The sequence below is a fragment of the Pseudonocardia sp. genome, assembly GCF_025965585.1.
Taxonomy (GTDB): Bacteria; Actinomycetota; Actinomycetes; order Mycobacteriales; family Pseudonocardiaceae; genus Pseudonocardia.
Genome location: NZ_JAOPWR010000445.1, coordinates 12,905 through 29,116, shown reverse-complemented (window position 1 = coordinate 29,116; position 16,212 = coordinate 12,905). Strand labels below are relative to the sequence as shown.

General features: G+C 72.3%; 14 protein-coding genes. 4 read left to right on the top strand and 10 right to left on the bottom strand.

The genetic code is table 11. The features are described from left to right. Nucleotides 1-1,050, top strand: a 1,050-nt coding sequence (locus JWR81_RS27375) for a hypothetical protein (RefSeq protein WP_297659127.1), incomplete at its 5' end; no start/stop codon positions are given. A 94-nt stretch (nucleotides 1,051-1,144) separates the two neighbouring features. Here JWR81_RS27375 and JWR81_RS27370 read toward each other — a convergent pair. Further along, nucleotides 1,145-1,363 (bottom strand): hypothetical protein, encoded by a 219-nt coding sequence (locus tag JWR81_RS27370; protein WP_297659125.1) that lies wholly within the window; start codon nucleotides 1,361-1,363, stop codon nucleotides 1,145-1,147. Beyond that, a complete protein-coding gene (locus JWR81_RS27365) occupies nucleotides 1,360-2,637 on the bottom strand; it encodes a Rieske 2Fe-2S domain-containing protein (protein WP_297659123.1) in 1,278 nt (425 codons plus the stop codon). The genes JWR81_RS27370 and JWR81_RS27365 overlap by 4 nt, the downstream gene beginning before the upstream one ends. A 95-nt stretch (nucleotides 2,638-2,732) precedes the next feature. On the opposite strand from JWR81_RS27365, the gene JWR81_RS27360 reads away from it, so the two are divergent. Then, a complete protein-coding gene (locus tag JWR81_RS27360) occupies nucleotides 2,733-3,518 on the top strand; it encodes an IclR family transcriptional regulator (RefSeq protein ID WP_297659121.1) in 786 nt (261 codons plus the stop codon). 116 nt (nucleotides 3,519-3,634) lie between these two features. On the opposite strand, the gene JWR81_RS27355 is transcribed toward JWR81_RS27360, so the two are convergent. Next, nucleotides 3,635-4,732 (bottom strand): glutamate-cysteine ligase family protein, encoded by a 1,098-nt coding sequence (locus JWR81_RS27355; RefSeq protein WP_297659119.1) that lies wholly within the window; start codon nucleotides 4,730-4,732, stop codon nucleotides 3,635-3,637. 81 nt (nucleotides 4,733-4,813) lie between these two features. Here JWR81_RS27355 and JWR81_RS27350 point away from each other — a divergent pair, with 81 nt between their 5' ends. After that, complete coding sequence (locus tag JWR81_RS27350) at nucleotides 4,814-5,377, top strand: nitroreductase (protein WP_297659117.1); 564 nt, start codon at nucleotides 4,814-4,816, stop codon at nucleotides 5,375-5,377. A 169-nt stretch (nucleotides 5,378-5,546) separates the two neighbouring features. Here the strand turns inward: JWR81_RS27350 and JWR81_RS27345 are convergent, their stop codons facing one another. The 4 genes from JWR81_RS27345 to JWR81_RS27330 form a co-directional block, all read right to left on the bottom strand. Beyond that, nucleotides 5,547-6,260 carry a maleylpyruvate isomerase family mycothiol-dependent enzyme gene (locus JWR81_RS27345; RefSeq protein ID WP_297659115.1) on the bottom strand — a complete coding sequence of 238 codons (714 nt, stop codon included), beginning with the start codon at nucleotides 6,258-6,260 and terminating at the stop codon, nucleotides 5,547-5,549. Next, nucleotides 6,257-7,084: a fumarylacetoacetate hydrolase family protein gene (locus tag JWR81_RS27340; protein WP_297659113.1), complete on the bottom strand. Its 828-nt coding sequence runs from the start codon at nucleotides 7,082-7,084 to the stop codon at nucleotides 6,257-6,259. Before JWR81_RS27340 ends, JWR81_RS27345 begins: the two co-directional genes overlap by 4 nt. Nucleotides 7,085-7,180: 96 nt before the next feature. Continuing rightward, on the bottom strand, nucleotides 7,181-8,350 hold the full coding sequence (locus JWR81_RS27335) for a serine hydrolase (RefSeq protein ID WP_297659111.1): 1,170 nt from the start codon (nucleotides 8,348-8,350) through the stop codon (nucleotides 7,181-7,183). A gap of 123 nt (nucleotides 8,351-8,473) precedes the next feature. After that, entirely contained in the window at nucleotides 8,474-10,819 is a 2,346-nt protein-coding gene (locus JWR81_RS27330) for a xanthine dehydrogenase family protein molybdopterin-binding subunit (protein ID WP_297659109.1), read from the bottom strand. Nucleotides 10,820-11,010: 191 nt separating this feature from the next. On the opposite strand from JWR81_RS27330, the gene JWR81_RS27325 reads away from it, so the two are divergent. Then, nucleotides 11,011-12,672, top strand: coding sequence for a fumarate hydratase (locus JWR81_RS27325; protein WP_297659107.1), 1,662 nt, complete (start codon nucleotides 11,011-11,013; stop codon nucleotides 12,670-12,672). A 221-nt stretch (nucleotides 12,673-12,893) separates the two neighbouring features. On the opposite strand, the gene JWR81_RS27320 is transcribed toward JWR81_RS27325, so the two are convergent. From JWR81_RS27320 to JWR81_RS27310, 3 genes are all read right to left on the bottom strand, one after another. Next, complete coding sequence (locus JWR81_RS27320) at nucleotides 12,894-13,715, bottom strand: CoA ester lyase (RefSeq protein WP_297659105.1); 822 nt, start codon at nucleotides 13,713-13,715, stop codon at nucleotides 12,894-12,896. Nucleotides 13,716-13,827: 112 nt separating this feature from the next. Beyond that, nucleotides 13,828-14,280 (bottom strand): MaoC family dehydratase, encoded by a 453-nt coding sequence (locus JWR81_RS27315; protein ID WP_297659103.1) that lies wholly within the window; start codon nucleotides 14,278-14,280, stop codon nucleotides 13,828-13,830. Further along, nucleotides 14,277-16,202 (bottom strand): AMP-binding protein, encoded by a 1,926-nt coding sequence (locus tag JWR81_RS27310; protein ID WP_297659101.1) that lies wholly within the window; start codon nucleotides 16,200-16,202, stop codon nucleotides 14,277-14,279. The genes JWR81_RS27315 and JWR81_RS27310 overlap by 4 nt, the downstream gene beginning before the upstream one ends. Nucleotides 16,203-16,212: the final 10 nt, after the last annotated feature.

The window sequence follows — 16,212 nt, the reverse complement described above, 5'->3', positions numbered from 1 at the left end:
TCGCCGCAGCGCCTGGCCGACGCGTGGGCGCAGGTGGCCTCGGTCGGCGACGCCGCCACGGAGGCCTACCTGACGGCCTCGCGCGACTTCCCCCTCGACGGCACCGGCCCGGTCCGCGGTGCGAAGGAGGCGGACGAGCGTGCGCTGCGCGAGGTCGAGCGGGCCCGGGAGTCGATCCGGCGGTTCCGCTCCACCCACGCGCGGGCCCTCGACGAGGCCGAGTTCGCGCTCAGGGCCCTGCCCGGCGCGGTGCAGGAGGCCCGTACCGCGCTGATGTCCGCCCGCGCGGCCGTCGCGCAGGCCGATGCCGCCGGCGTCGGATCGCGACGGGCCGCCGAGCGCCTCGCCGAGGCCGACCGTGCCGCGGCGCTGATCGACAGCGGTGGCCTGCACGAGCGGCGGCAGGCCGCGCAGCACGTGCTGGAGCTGGCCCGCTCGGCCGCGTCGCTGGCGGCGGAGGCACCGCGCACCGCGCAGCACGTGCGCTCGGCGTTCGCCAGCGTCACCACACGACGGGCGGCGGCACTCACGAAGATCGAGCGGATCGAGCCCGCGATGTCGGGGCTGCGGCGGGAGTTCTCCGAACCGTGCTCGCGCGACCTCGTGGACGCCGAGCCGCGGGCCCGTGCCGCCGTCGCCGAGGCCGACGCCGCGATCGCCACCGCCCGCCGTCACGCCGACGCCGGCGACTGGGACGACGCCGGCGACGCCGTGGCCGCAGCCCGCGCCGCCCTCGGGCGCGCGGAGGAACGCCACGACGCCGTCACCGACCGGCTGACCGGGCTGCGCGCGGTGCGCCAGGACCCCGCGAAGCGGGCCGCCGACACCCGCTTCGTGCTGCGCGACGCCCAGCGGCTGGTGGTGGACCGTGGGCTCGTGAAGGAGTTCGGCCCCGTGCTCGACGCCCAGTCGGTGCGGCTGGAGAACGCCCGTGCCCGCCTCGCCGAGGGCGTGCACCCGGACTACTGGTTCTACCTCACGGAGCTGCGGGGCATCGAGGAGCGCGTCCGCGACGTCGTGTCCCGCGTCCGGGGCACCCACGCCCGCTGACCACGACCACCCCTCATCTGCGCGCCGTTTCGCGTCCGCGCACCGTCCGTGGACGGTGCGAGGACGCAAACTCGCGCGCGGATCGGGAGCCGCGTCAGTGCTCGGGCTCGTGCCCCGTCGCCATGGCGCCCGTGGGGGTGATCTCCCCCGTCCAGCCACAGCCGTTGCAGGAGCAGTAGAAGCGGCGCTCTTCGGCCTCCCAGAACTCCGTGGCGATCGCCAGGTCGCCCGCGCAGTGCGGGCAGAACCGCGGGGCGTCCCGGCGGTGCGCGGCGGCGTCCGCCACGAACCGCCGGTCCACAGGGGTACTCATTCCTGAGCCGCGGCCTTCTCCGAAGCGATCTTGTCCGCGGCACTGATGTGGATCTTCTTGATCGTGTCCAGGACGGGTGAGAAGCGGGTGGAGCCCATGTCGCAGAAGTCGAGCGCGAACTGGGCGCCGCCGGCGTGGAACTTGTCCTTCTCGCACGGCAGGTCGATGCGCTCGTGCTTCTCGCGGATGGTGCCGAGCGGATCCTCGCCCTTGGCGACCAGGTCGATCTGCTCGCGGAACATCTTGCGGAGCATCGCGACGCCGATGTCGCTGCGGCCCAGGTGCTCGGTGGTGCGGTCGGTGATCGGGCCCTGCGTGCACCAGGCCATCATGTCCTGGCCCTCGACGTAGTTGGTGACGTGGCGGCCGTGCTTGTCGAACAGCGGCACCTCGTAGTCGGGGATCTGGGGCTGGTCGACGTGCTCGTAGCCGTCGGGGCTGTGCACCGTGTAGAGGATGAACCGCGTGGTGGTCCGGTTGATCGGCACGCGGATCTGCATCTGGTGGATGCCGCCGCCGCCCACGCGCATGTTGTACGGGAAGACCAGCGGGTGGCCGACCTTCCAGTCGTCGTTCTCCTCGCTCGCGCCCTTGAGCACGCGGCGCTTGATGATGCCCCACTCGAACGCGGTGAAGCCGATCTTCACGTGCTCCTTGCCGAACGAGGCCGGCGCGGTGAAGCCCTCGTGCTTGCCGACGAACTCGAAGTAGCGCCCGTGCAGGAACTCGACGTGGTGGGGGTCCACCGCGTTCTCCATGATCTGCACGTAGTTGCAGGGCAGGTCGACCCAGCCGATGTCGCGGTAGCCGTCCATGACGTAGGTGTCGAAGCGCGGCAGCTCGGGCGCCGGCTTCTCCTCCGAGTGCGGGCCGACGTAGGCCCAGATCAGCCCGCCCATCTCCTCGACCTTGCCGGCCTGTGCCTTGACGCGGTCCTGGAACTGCGTGTTGTCGCGCTCGGCGGGCTGCTCGGTGCATTTCCCGTCGGCGTCGAAGACCCAGCCGTGGTACGGGCAGCGGATGCCGTCGGCCTCGACCACGCCGTAGGCGAGCGACGCCTTCCGGTGCGGGCACGCCTCGGGGACGATGCCCATCCGGCCGCTCGGGCTCTTCCAGAGCGCGAAGAACTCGCCGAGCAGCTCCACCCGCTTGACGGGGAACTCCTCGAGCTCGCGGGTGAACGCCACGGGGTACCAGTAGCGGCGCAGCACCTCCCCCATCGGCGTCCCGGCCTCGACCTGGGTCAGCTCGTCGTTCTGCTCGGCGGTCAGCATCGCTGGCGACTCCCTAGTTCGTGGTGGTGCCAAGTTCGTGGTGGTGCCCGGAACGCTAGGTAGCGCCGCCGCCCCCGACAAGGGAAGCTTCCCGCATGGAGGGAAAGCAGCAGGAACGGCCGTCGTGGGAGCTCACGTCGGTGCGCAACGCCGCCCGGCTGCTCAAGGAGTTCTCCCGCACCGACCGTGAGCTGGGCGTCTCCGAGCTGGCCCGGCGTCTCGGGCTCGCGACGTCCACGGTGCACCGCCTGCTCGCCACCCTCACCGCGGAACGGCTACTGGAACGCGGCCGCGCCACGGGGAGCTACCGGCTCGGGCTCGCCCTGTACGACCTCGGCGCGAACGTCGGCCCCAACCTCGACCTGCACGAGGCCGCGATGCCGGTGATGGCCACGTTGCGGGCGTCCACCGGCGAGACGGTGCAGCTCGCTGTGCTCGACGGGCTGGAGTCGGTCTACATCGACCGGCTGGAGAGCCCGCACACTGTCCGGATCTTCGCCCGCGTCGGCACCCGCCTGCCCGCCACCACCACGAGCACCGGCAAGGTGCTGCTCGCCGCGCTGGCCCCTGACGAGCTCGACGCGCGCCTGGAGGCCTGGACACCGCGCCGGATCACCCCGTTCACGCTGATCGACGAGGGCACACTGCGCGAGCGGCTGCGCGAGGTCGCCGAGCGGGGCTGGGCCGAGAACCGCGAGGAGAGTCGCGTGGGCGTGGTGTCGGTCGGTGCGCCGGTGCGCGGCGAGGACGGCACGGTGATCGCGGCTCTGTCGGTGGCTGCCCCGAGCGACCGATCGGGCCCGGCGCAGCACCGCCGCACCCGGGCCGCGGTGGTGGAGGCCGCAGCCGTGGTCAGCCGGCGGCTCGGGCACGGCGCCTGACCAGCCCATGAGCACCGACTCGGTACGTTCCCGGCCACATACGGCCGTTCCCGCGCCGAGACGGTGATCATGACGAGCGGTGATCATGACGAGCGGTGATCATGACGAGCACGGGATCAGCTCCGGCGCAGTCCGGCCACCTGCTCCCCCGCCTCGTAGGCCGCCAGCATGTCCACGGCCGGGCAGTGCCGCGCCGACCAGCGCTCGCGCAGCGCGTCGAGCCGGGTCTGGTCCGCGTCGCGCCCGGTGAGCGCCTTCTCGGCCGCGTCGAGCAGCTGGCCGGTGCCGCGGTGCACGTCGTCGTCGGCCAGCCCGACGCGGGCGACGTGCTGGTGCGCGATCGCGTCAGGGGTGGTGCGGCGCCCGGCCAGCGTCTCGTCGAGCACCAGGCCGGTGAGCAGGCTGAGCAGCTCCCCGTAGAGCACCACGTCGGGGCAGGCGTCGAACGCCTTGAACTCGATGCGGCCCACCTCGGCGGGCAGCCGCGACAGCTGCGTGAGCGACGGGTCGGCGTCCACCTGGGGGTCGCCGTCGCCGAGGAACACCATCACGGCGGGCCGCTGCCCCGTCCGGAGGTGGGTGCGCGCCGACAGCCCGCCCCACGCGGCCCCGTCGCGGAACGGCGAGGAGAACGACAGGGGCACCAGCCACGGGCTGTAGTGCGTCAGCTTGCGGGCGACATCGACGAGCCCGGCCGCATCGAGGCGTTCGCACGAGAGGTTGAGGTCCGGGCCGTAGGTGCTCATGTGCAGGTACGCCGTGCGCTCCTCCGGCGACCCCATCCGGTGCCCCTCCTCCCACGCGTTCAGCGGCGGCACGATCGCGTACTCCGAGCGCAGCGGGTTGAACCCGATCGCCGTCGACACGAGGCCGCGGCGCGCCAGCTCGGCGTCCATCAGCGCGGAGTCTGCCCACACCGCGGCGACCGCCTCCTCGACCGTGCCGTGGATCCGGGTGCGGATCTCCAGTCCCTTGGGGTCGCAGCGCACCAGTCCGCCGCTCTCGTCGAAGCGCTCGAACCCCTCGACGTACCAGCGCTTGCGCTTGATCCCCTGGTCGCCGACGCGCAGGTCGGGGTAGTCTCCCGGATCTTCCGGCAAGGCGTCGACCACCGCTTGGAGGTCGTCGAAGGCCAGGTCGGTGTGGTCCGCGAACGACCCGTCGGTGCGCAGGATCGCGAGCTCGTGCTCGATCCCGTAGCGGAACGCGTGCATGCCTTACCTCCGGGTCACCGGCGACCCCCGTCGCCGGAGATGAGGGTAGCCTTGGCTGAACCCCACGATCGGAGGTGTTCGGTGAGCGGAGACGACCCCCTGGAGTTGCTGCGCGGGCGGCGGTCCCGGCCATCGCTGGCCGCCCCCGCGCCGGATCCGGACGAACTGCACGACCTGCTGGTGGCCGCGTCCGCGGTCCCCGACCACGGCCGGCTGCGACCGTGGCGCTTCGTCGTGATCGAGGGGCCCGCCCTCGTCCCGCTCGGCGACTCCTTCGCCGCCGCGCACGCCGAGCGCAGCCCTGACGCCACGCCGGCCGAGCTGGCACGGACGCGCACCAAAGCGCTGCGCGCGCCGATGGTGGTGGCGGTCGTCGCCACACCGCACGAGCACCCGAAGGTGCCGATGTGGGAGCAGCGCGCCGCGGCCGTCTGCGCTGCCCACGGCCTCGTCCTGGCCGCCCACCTGCGAGGGTTCGGCGCGATGTGGCGCACCGGCTGGTACGGCCATGCACCGAAGGTCCGTGCCCACCTCGGCCTGTACGACGGCGAGGAGGTCACGGGCTGGATCTACCTCGGCACGCCCGCCGGGCCGGTGCCCTCCCCGCGACCGGACGCCGAGCCGTCCGTCACGTGGCTGGGCTGAGCGCCCCGCCGGCGATCGTCACGAGAGCGACGTCCGTCGCGTCGACACGGTCGACACCGTGACCCCGCGCCTCGGCGGCCTCCGCCTCGGCAAGCACGCCGGCCGGGACGCGGCGTTCAGCGCGAGCGCGGTGTGCACCGCGTCGAAGTCGGGGTCCACCGGGTCCGTCCTACAACCAGCGCGGCAGCGCCGGCAGCGTCCGCGAGCCGTCGGCACGCAGCTCCTTGCCCTTCGATCGGCCCAGCAGCCAGGCGGCGAGCTCGGAGGCCGGCCCCGTCACGGTGACGGCGCCCATCTCGTCTCCGACCGCCCACATGCCGTCGTCGGCGACGAGCCGCATGTGCGGGCAGCCCTCCTTCGTCCCCATCGCGGTGGCGACCTCGGCCAGCAGCTCGGTGAGCATCGGCGGCGGGAAGTCGGCGAACGAGGCCCCGACGTCCAGGTCGACGGCGTGGACCCACATCTCGCGCGCCCGCATCCAGGGGATGTCGGTTGCCGGGATCTCGCGGCCCTGCACGTCGGTGACGTGCTTCGACCAGGCTTCCTTGGGCAGCTTGCGCACGACCTGGGCGAGCCGGTCCGACGAGGCCACCACGTCCTCGCGGATCTCGGCGGGCGACCGCTCGGCGCCGGCCTCGATGGCGGCGTCGCGGGCCTCGGAGCTGGCGTAGGCGGGTGTCTCGGCACCGGTGCCGGCCCAGGTCAGCAGGTTGATCATCGCGTCCGCGTTGCGGGCGACGTGGGTGAGCACGTGGGCCCGGCTCCAGCCTGGCAGCGCCGACGGCGCGGCGAACGCATCGTCGCCCATGCGTGTCATGAGGCCCCGCAGGTGGGCCGCCCCGTCGCCGGCCCAGGCGAGCGAGTCGGCGACGGTCCGCGTCACCTCTTCTCCGAGCGGCAGGTGTTGCGCAGCTCCCCGACGCCCTCGACGGTCGTGACGAGCACGGCCCCGTCGGTGAGGTAGCGCGGGGGCTTGCGGGCGTGGCCGACGCCGCCTGGCGTACCGGTGGCGATGACGTCACCCGGGTTCAGCGTGAGGATCGTCGAGAGATAGACGACGAGGTCCACCGGCCCGAACACCAGCTCGGACGTGGACGAGCTCTGCATGGTCTCGCCGTCGAGCACGGTGCCGATGGGCAGGCCGCCCTCGGGCACCTCGTCGGAGGTGACGAGCCAGGGGCCCAGCGGCGTGGTGTGCTCGAACGTCTTGCCCTGCAGGAACTGCTTGGTGCGGTTCTGCCAGTCGCGGACGCTGACGTCGTTCATCACGGTGTAGCCGGCGATGGCGGCGCGCGCGGTGTCGGCGTCGGCGTGGCGCACCGGGGAGCCGATGACGACGGTGAGCTCGGCCTCCCAGTCGACCTTGTCCGACACCGACGGCAGCACGATGTCGTCGTGCGCCCCGACCAGCGCCGGCGCGTACTTGGCAAAGATCGTGGGGTAGTCGGGCGGGGTGTTGCCCATCTCGAGGATGTGGTCGCGGTAGTTCAACCCGACACAGATGATCTTCTCGGGCGAGGGCACCAGCGGCGCGTAGTCGATGCCGTCGAGCGGGTGCGACGGCCCCGCGGCCGCGGCGGCCCGGTGGCGCCAGTCGGGCCGCTCCAACAGGGCCCGGACGTCGGCGTCGCCGGTCTCCACGGCCGCGTCGGTGTCCAGCCGGACGGCGCGGTTCCCCGTAGCGGTACGGATCGTCGCCAGCCTCATCGTGTCTCCTCCTGCCGAAGACTGCTCTCGTGCACAGTCACGCAGGCAGTCTGACAAGAGCCGGCGACGATCCGCACCCCGGGGCGCTCCGCCTGGCTACAGGGACGCGTAGAGCGCCTTCTCGTAGTTCGCATACAGATCCAGCGCCTCCTGCGGGATGAACGGCAGGAAGTTGCTGTAGATCGATCCGACGATGCCGGTGGAGCGGTCCACCCAGAAGTGGGTGTTGCACAGCCCGGCCCACGCGCCGCTGTAGGCACGGCGCATGCCCGGGACGTCCTGCGTGTTGAGCAGCAGGCCATAGCCCCACTTGTAGCCGGGGCCGGCGTTGAACGGGCCGGACGCCGTCGGGTCGGCGGTGGGGATCGAGGACGGGAAGTCGAGGTCGCCGATCTGGTTGGTGAACGCCGCGTCGACCGTGGCCTCCTGCAGGATGCGCTCGCCGCCCAGCTCACCGCCGCGCAGCAGGGCCTGCTGGAACTTCACGTAGTCACGGGGCGTGGAGTAGAGACCGTGGCCGCCCGCGTAGTACTCGGGCGTCTGGTTCAGCTCGATGCCGCTGTCGACCCACGTCCCGTCCTCGCCCTTGACGTGGACGGGCGTGATGCTGTCCTTCCAGCCCTCGGCGACCTGGAACGCGGTGTCGTTCATGCCGAGCGGCCCGGTGATGCCCTCCTTGACGGCGACGTCGAGCTTCACGCCGCCGGCGGCCTCGATGACCTTGCCAAGCCAGTCGGTGTTGATGCCGTAGATGAACCGCGTGCCGGGGTCGGCCAGCAGCGGCGCGGTGAAGACGACGTTCGAGCCCGACAGCACGTTGGGGGTGCCGGTGGCGGCCTCCCACCTCATGAGGTCCTCGCTCCAGAACCAGTAGCCCAGACCGGTGGTGTGGGTGACCAGCTGGTGCACCGTGGCGTCGCCGGCCGGGGCGCGCAGCCGCGGCGTGTCGCCGTCCCAGCCGTCGATCACCGCAACGTCGGCGAACTCGGGGCAGTACTCCTTGATCGGCGCGCTGAGGTCGAGCGTGCCCTTCTCCACCTGCTGAAGGGCGGCCGTCGTGGCCACCATCTTCGTCATCGACATGATCCGGAAGTGGGTGCCGGTGCTGAGCGGCTCGTCGCTGCCCGCGGCCTTCGGACCGGCCGCACCCTCGTAGATCACGCCGTCGCGGTCGGCAGCGATCGCCGCGACGCTGGGTACTGCGCCGCTGTCGACCGCGTCCTGCAGCACCCTGTCGATGGCAGCGCCATCGATGCTCGAGCTCACGGGGGTCTCCTCGCCGTTGGGGGGAACGTGGGTCACGTCACACCCTTCCGGACGTGTCGACGGAACGCGACACACGGGGCGGCCGGACCTACCGCAACGGACAGGTCCGGTCGCACTTCCGGGTCAGATCTCCCCGCCGGACGCAGCGCCGGACGCCCCCTCACGCACCGGAAGCGTCGCGAAGACCGCGGGCGGCTCGTGCCAGAGCTCCGAGGGCGAGTGGATCGCCCGCCACACCTTCTCGGGCGTGCACGGCAGGTCCACGTGCCGCACGCCGAACGGGCGGAGCGCGTCCACCACGGCGTTCTGCACCGCCGGGGTGGCCCCGACCGTGGCCGACTCCCCGATCCCCTTGGCACCCAACGGGTTCATCGGCGTGGGCGTCTCGGTGTTGGACGTCTCGAACCAGAACAGGTCGGCAGCGCTGGGCATCCGGTAGTCGGCGAGCGTGGAGGTGATGGGCTGCCCCTCGTCGTCGAACAGGATCTCCTCGAACAACGCCTGCGCGACGCCCTGGGCGAGCCCGCCGTGCTGCTGGCCCGCCACGAGCAGCGGGTTGACGATGCGACCGCAGTCGTCGACGGCGACGTGGCGGCGCGGCGTGACGCGGCCGGTCTCGGTGTCGACCTCCACCACGGACACGTGCGCGCCGAACGGGAACGTGGCGCCCTCCTGCCGGAAGTCGAGGCCGGCGAAGAGCTCCTCCTCCCCCGCGCTCGCCACCTGCGTCCAGGTGAGCGTGACCGACGGGACGCCGGCGACGCCGAACTCGCCGTTCTCCGTCAGCTCGACATCGTCGGGGGCGGCCTCGAGCAGCTCCGCGGCGCGCCGTCGGGCCTGCTCCAGCACGTCGTCGGCGGCCATGGTCACCGCGTTGCCGGCCATCTGCAGCGACCGTGAGCCCCCGGTGCCGCCACCCCGCGGGACGATGGCGGTGTCGGACTGCACGAAGCGGATCTTGTCCATCGGGATGCCGAGACGGTCGCTCGTCAGCATCGAGAACGCCGTGGCGTGGCCCTGCCCGTGTGCGGAGGTGCCCGCGGAGATCGTGGCGGTGCCGTCGGCGTGCACGGTGACCGAGCCGAACTCGGTGCCGCCGCCGCCCGCGGTGATCTCGACGTATACGCACAGCCCGATGCCCAGCTGCACCGGGTCCCTCGTCTCGCGGCGGGTGCGCTGCTCCTCGCGGAGCTTGTCGTAGTCGACGATGCGCAGCGCCTCGCGCAGCGGCAGGTCGTAGTCGCCCACGTCGTACCGCGCGCCGGGCAGCGTCGTCAGCGGGAAGGACGCGGGGTCGATGAAGTTGCGACGGCGGAACTCGACGGGGTCCATGCCCAGCTCGTCGGCCGCCAGGTCCATGATCCGCTCGAGATGGGCGGTGGCCTCCGGGCGGCCCGCGCCGCGGAACGCCCCCATCGGCGTGGTGTTGGTCAGCGCCACGGCGGCGTCGAACGCGATCTTGGGGATGGCGTAGACGCCCTGGCTCATCACGTAGGTGGGGCCCATCGAGAGCGCGCCGCCGAAGCCTGCGTAGGCGCCGGAGTCGCCGACCACGCGGGCCCGCAGGCCCGTGATCGTGCCCGCTCGGGTGAGGCCCAGCTCGTAGTAGGCGACCTGGCCGCGACCGTGCGGCATCGAGACGAGGTTCTCCGAGCGGGTCTCGACCCAGGTGACCGGCCGGTTGAGCCTCCGCGCGACGCCGACCGCGGTGGTGTGCTCGGCGATCATCCCGGCCTTGCCGCCGAACCCGCCGCCGACGTGCGGGGCGATCACGCGGACGCGGTCGTTCTCCAGGCCGAACAGCTTCGCCGCCTGGGCGCGGAAGCCGTGCGGCATCTGGGTGGAGACCCAGATCGTGAGATCGTCGTCGTGGCCCTCGAACCCGCCGGGGAGCACCGCGATGGCGTTGCCCTCCATCGGCATGACGGCGATGCGCTGGTTGACCATGCGGGCCCGGACCACGACCTCGGCGTCGGAGAGCACGTCCTCGTCGGAGCGGGCGCCCGCGGCGAGGTTGTCCCGGCCCTCGAACTGCGGCTCGGCCCCGGGCTCGAGTGCCGCCTCGGGGTCGACGACGGCGGGCAGCGGGTCGTAGTCCACCTCCACCAGCTCGGCGGCGTCCACGGCCTGCGCCTTCGTCTCCGCGACGACGACGGCCACCGCCTCGCCGACGAAGCGCACGCGGTCGACGGCGAGCGGCGGGCGCGGGAGGTCCGGGTTGACAACCATCAGGCCGTGGTGGGCGGGCAGGTCGAGGTCGGCGGCGGTGTACACCGCGACGACGCCCGGCGCGGCCGCCGCCTGCCCGGTGTCGATGCCGGTGACGAGGCCGTGCGCGAGCGGCGAGCGCACGAAGGCGAGGTGCAGCATGCCGTCCAGCCGGAGGTTGCCGACGTAGGTACTGGCCCCGGTGATCAGGTCGAGGTCCTCGACGCGGCGGACGGAGGTCCCGAGAATCGATCCAGGCATGTCCCGACCTTACGGCGAGGAGCGCGAGTTCGCGCCAGCGTTTGACGCAACGCCGGGGACACGGGATGGTCCATCTGCGGAGACCTGCGCGTCCGGTACACATCGGACGCGCCACCTCCGGGGGGCCGGACCGGTCGGGGGCCGGTCCGGCCTCCCGACCCCGCCCGACGGGGCGTTGTAGCGTGACCCCCGTGACCGAGTTCCGCCACACCGACGTGCTCCCGCTGGGTCCCGACGAGACCGAGTACCGCTGCCTGGACCTGCCGGCCGGCACGGTCGTCGAGGCGGCGGGCCGGACGTTCCTCGAGATCGACCCCGCCACCATCACCGCGCTGGTCGCGGAGGCCGTGCACGACATCCAGCACATGCTGCGGCCGAGCCACCTCGCCCAGCTGCGCGCGATCGTCGACGACCCCGAGGCGTCGCCCAACGACCGCTTCGTGGCCACCGACCTGCTGCGCAACGCGTGCGTGTCGGCGGGCGGCGTGCTGCCGATGTGCCAGGACACCGGCACCGCGATCGTCGTGGGCAAGCGCACCGAGACGGTGCTGACCGGCGGGAACGACGAGGAGTCGGTGTCGCGGGGCATCTTCGAGGCCTACGAGAAGCTCAACCTGCGCTACTCGCAGATGGCGCCCACGTCGTTCTGGGACGAGAAGAACACCGGCACCAACCTGCCCGCGCAGGTGGAGCTGTACTCGGTGCCCGGGCAGACGCCCAAGTACGAGTTCCTCGTGATGGCCAAGGGCGGCGGCTCGGCGAACAAGACCTTCCTCTACCAGGAGACGAAGGCGCTGCTCAACCCGAACAAGCTCGCGAAGTTCCTGGACGAGAAGCTCCGCTCGCTCGGCACCGCGGCCTGCCCGCCGTACCACCTCGCGATCGTCGTCGGCGGCATGTCGGCCGAGTACAACCTCAAGGTCGCCAAGCTCGCCTCCGCCCGCTACCTCGACCACCTGCCGTCCGAGGGTTCCGAGATCGGCCACGCCTTCCGTGACAGGGACCTCGAGGAGCAGGTGCTGGAGCTGACCCGCCAGTTCGGCATCGGCGCGCAGTTCGGCGGCAAGTACTTCTGCCACGACGTGCGCGTGATCCGGCTGCCCCGCCACGGCGCCTCGCTGCCCGTCGGCATCGCGGTCTCGTGCTCGGCCGACCGCCAGGCCAAGGCCAAGATCACGCCCGAGGGCGTGTTCCTGGAGCAGCTGGAGACCGACCCGGCCCGGTTCCTCCCCGACGTCACCGAGGAGCACCTCAGCGACGCCGCGGTCGAGGACGTCGTGCGGGTGGACCTCAACCGCCCCATGGCGGAGATCCGCGCCCAGCTCTCCACGCTGCCGGTGAAGACCCGCGTATCGCTGTCCGGCTCGCTCGTCGTCGCCCGCGACATCGCCCACGCGAAGATCGCCGAGCGGCTCGACGCCGGCGAGGAGATGCCGCGGTACCTCCGCGATCACCCCGTCTACTACGCAGGTCCCGCGAAGACCCCCGAGGGCTACGCCTCCGGGTCGTTCGGGCCCACCACGGCCGGGCGCATGGACTCCTACGTCGAGCAGTTCCAGGCCGCCGGCGGGTCGCTGGTGATGCTGGCCAAGGGCAACCGCTCCAAGCAGGTCACCACCTCGTGTGCCACCTACGGGGGCTTCTACCTGGGCAGCATCGGCGGCCCCGCCGCCCGCCTGGCCCAGGACTGCATCCGCAAGGTCGAGGTGCTGGAGTACCCCGAGCTGGGCATGGAGGCGGTCTGGAAGATCGAGGTCGAGGACTTCCCCGCCTTCGTGGTGGTGGATGACAAGGGGAACGACTTCTTCGAAGGCGTCAGCCAGCCCACCCTGCAGGTCACCTTCCGGCGCTGACCCCCACCCACACACCGGCCCAACCGTCCCGCGACCGGCCTCCGCGCACGCGCGAGCCGACATGCAGCGGCGCGCGGGCCGGCACGACGTGGTGGGCGAGCCGGCACCAGCCGGTGCGCGAGTCGGCACAGGTCGGCTGCGAGCGGTCGCCGGTTCGTACCGAGTCGGTCGCCGATCCGGGTCGGCTCACGGGGATGGGGCGGAGCGCGGGCGCCTGCGGGCTACTGCCGAGTGCCGGCGCGGGCGAGGGTGGCGCGGGCCATGCGGACGTGGACGTCGTCCACCATCTCCCCGTCGAGCAGGCCCACACCCTTCTCCGACGCGGCCAGCACCGCACGGGCGTGGGTGACCTCCGCCTCGCTCGGGGTGAAGACCTCGTGCGCCAGGGGGACCTGTGCCGGGTGGATGCAGAGCTTGCCCGGGTAGCCCAGCGCGCGGGCCTGCTCGGCGTCGGCGCGGAACGCCGCGTCGTCACGCACGGCCGTCACCACCTGGTCGAGGGCCGCGACCCCCGCCAGCCGGGCCGCGAGCGCGACCTGGCTGCGGGCGTAGAGCACCTCGGTGCCCTCGGGCGTGCGGCGCCCGCCCATGTCCGCGATGAAGTCCTCGGCCCCGAAGTACGCCGCCACGAGCCCCATCGCCGCGCCCGCCGCCAGCAGCGGACGGGCGTCGGCCACCCCCAGCGCCGTCTCCAGCCCGCCGATGATCGTCAGGTGGTGGCCCTGCAGCTCGGCCAGCTGGTCGGTGCGTTCGAGCTTGGGGAGCACGACCCCGTCGGCCCGCGTGCCGACCACCGCCGCGACGTCCTCCGCGAACCACGGGCTGTCCGTCGCATTGACGCGCACCAGCACCAGCGTGCCGTCGGGCACCTCCAGCGAGCCGAGCGCGTCGACGACGGTGGCGCGGGCCGTGTCCTTGTCGGTGGCGGCCACGGCGTCCTCGAGGTCGAGCACCACGCCGTCGGCACCGGCCCGGCCGACCTTCGCGATCATGTCGGCACGTCCGCCGGGGACGAACAGTAGGGAGCGCAGTGCGGTCGTCATGCCGTGCACTCTGCCGGACGCCCGACCGACGTCGCAGCGCGCGGGGCGTCCTCGCACCGTGCCTGCCCCCTGCGGGGACGCGCGAAAGGCCGCGACATCGGTCGGCGCACGATCACGCGGGGCGGCGGCGCATGAAAGCGGCCCGCGTCGCACGGCAGACCACCTCGTCGCGCTGGTTGATGCCCTCGTGCCGGAACGTGACGACGCCCGCATCCGGCCGCGACGACGACGGGCGCGCCTCCACCACCTCGGTGACCACGTGGATCGTGTCGCCCGCGAACACCGGTTTCGGGAACTCGATGCCGGAGAAGCCGAGGTTGGCGATGGTGGTGCCCAGCGTCAGCTCCGGCACCGCCAGCCCGACGACGAGGGCCACCGTGAACATGGAGTTGACCAGCGGTTTCCCGAACTCGGTGCTTGCCGCGAACTCGGCGTCGAGGTGCAGCGGTTGCGGGTTCATGGTCATCGTCGTGAAGAGCACGTTGTCGGTCTCGGTGACGGTGCGCCGGGTGGCCGCCTCGACCACCCGGCCGACCGTCAGCTCCTCGAACCAGAAGCCGCTCAACGCTTCACCACCGCTGCCACCGCATCCAGAGCGGCGGGATCTTCCATCGCGGACGTGTCGCCGGTGGGCTTCCCGTGCACCACGACGTCGCGCAGCAGCCGGCGCATGGTCTTGCCGGTGCGCGTCTTGGGCATCGCCGACGTCACGTAGACGCGGTCCAGCTGCGCGTAGCCGCCCATCTCCTTCACCACGCGTGCGCGTATCTGATCGGGCGCGTCCTCCCCGGCGCCGCCGCGCAGCGTCACGAAGGCGATCGGGACCGTGCCCTTCGTCGCATCCGGGACGCCCACGACCGCGGCCTCCACGACGTCGGGGTGGGCGGTGACGACAGCCTCGATCTCCATCGTCGAGATGCGGTGCGCCGCCACGTTGATCACGTCGTCGGCGCGGCCGAGCACCCAGAGGTGCCCGTCGTGGTCGAGCACGGCCTCGTCGTTGGTGGCGTACCTGCCCGGGAAGCGGGAGAAGTAGGTGTCGAGGTAGCGCTGGTGGTCGTCCCAGACGGTGCGCGCGAGCGTCGGGAACGGGCTGGTCAGCACCAGGTTGCCCTTGACCCCGGCAGGCACGGGCTCGCCGTCGTCGTCGAGGATCTCGAAGGCGTGCCCTGGCACGGGGGTGCCGACGGAACCGGCCTTGAGGTCCTCGGCGCCGTAGACCGGGTAGGTCCAGGTGGAGCCGGTCTCGGTCTGCCCGTAGGCGTTGACGACGGGCACGTGCAGCGTGTCGACGGCCCAGCCGAATGTGTCGCCGTCGAGCGGCTCGCCCTGCACGGTGATCAGCTTCAGGCCGGGCAACGGGTGCGCGGCGGCGAGGTCGTCGCCGAACTTGCGCAGCATCCGGATCAGCGTCGGCGCGCACAGCACCTTGGTGACGGCGTGCCGCTCGCAGATCTCGTAGAACCGCGACGTGGTCGGGGTGTCGAGCGCGCCCTCGAAGCACGCGATCGTCATGCCGCAGGCCAGCCCGCCGACCACGGCCTGGATGGGGAACGTCAGCCAGCCGACGTCGGCGGCCACCCAGTACACATCCCCCTCCTCGTAGCCTGCCTGCCAGTGCGCGTTGGCCCAGGTGCCGAGCAGGAACCCGCCGACGCTGTGCACCACGCCCTTCGGCCGCGACTCGGTGCCGGAGGTGAAGATCAGGAACGACGGTTCGTTGGGGTCGAGCGGGACGGCCGGGGTGCCGGCGGCGCCCTTCTCCAGCACGGCGGCGTAGGCGTGCTCCCCCTCGACGAGCGGTACGGCGTCGCCGGTGCGGTCGACCACCACCGTGGCCTGCACCGTCGGCGTGCGCTCACGGGCCGCGCGCAGGGTCGTCAGCAGCGGGATCGGCTTGCCCCGGCGGTAGATCGCGTCGGCCACCACCACGACCTTCGCGCGCGCCGCCTGCAGCCGCGACGCCACGGCCTCCTCGGCGAACCCGGAGAACAGCACCGTGTAGATGGCGCCGATCCGGTTGCAGGCGTGGATGGAGGTGAACGCCTCCACGAGGTTGGGCATGTAGATCGCGACGACGTCGCCCTTGGTCACGCCGAGCTCCAGCAGCCCGGCCGCGAGGCGGTTGACCTCGTCGGCCAGGTCGGCGTAGGTCAGCGTGCGCGTGTCGCCCGGCTCCCCCTCCCAGACCACGGCGGCGCGGCCGGCGGTGGCGGGGTCCTCGGCCCACCGGTCGACGCAGTTGTCGGCGACGTTGATCCGGCCGCCGTCGAAGTAGCGGAAGTCGTCGATGTCGCCGGCGCGCACCGTCGTCCAGGGCGTGGACCAGCGCTGCTGCTGCGCCACCCATTCCCAGTAGGCGTCCGGCCCGTCGAGTGCGCGGGCGGCGGCGAGCTGCTCGACGCGCGCCGGCACGGTCCACTCCGGAGAGAGCGGGATGATCGGCGCGTCGAGGAGCTGCGCCAGGCTGTCGGGGGTCTCGGACATCGTCGTCCTC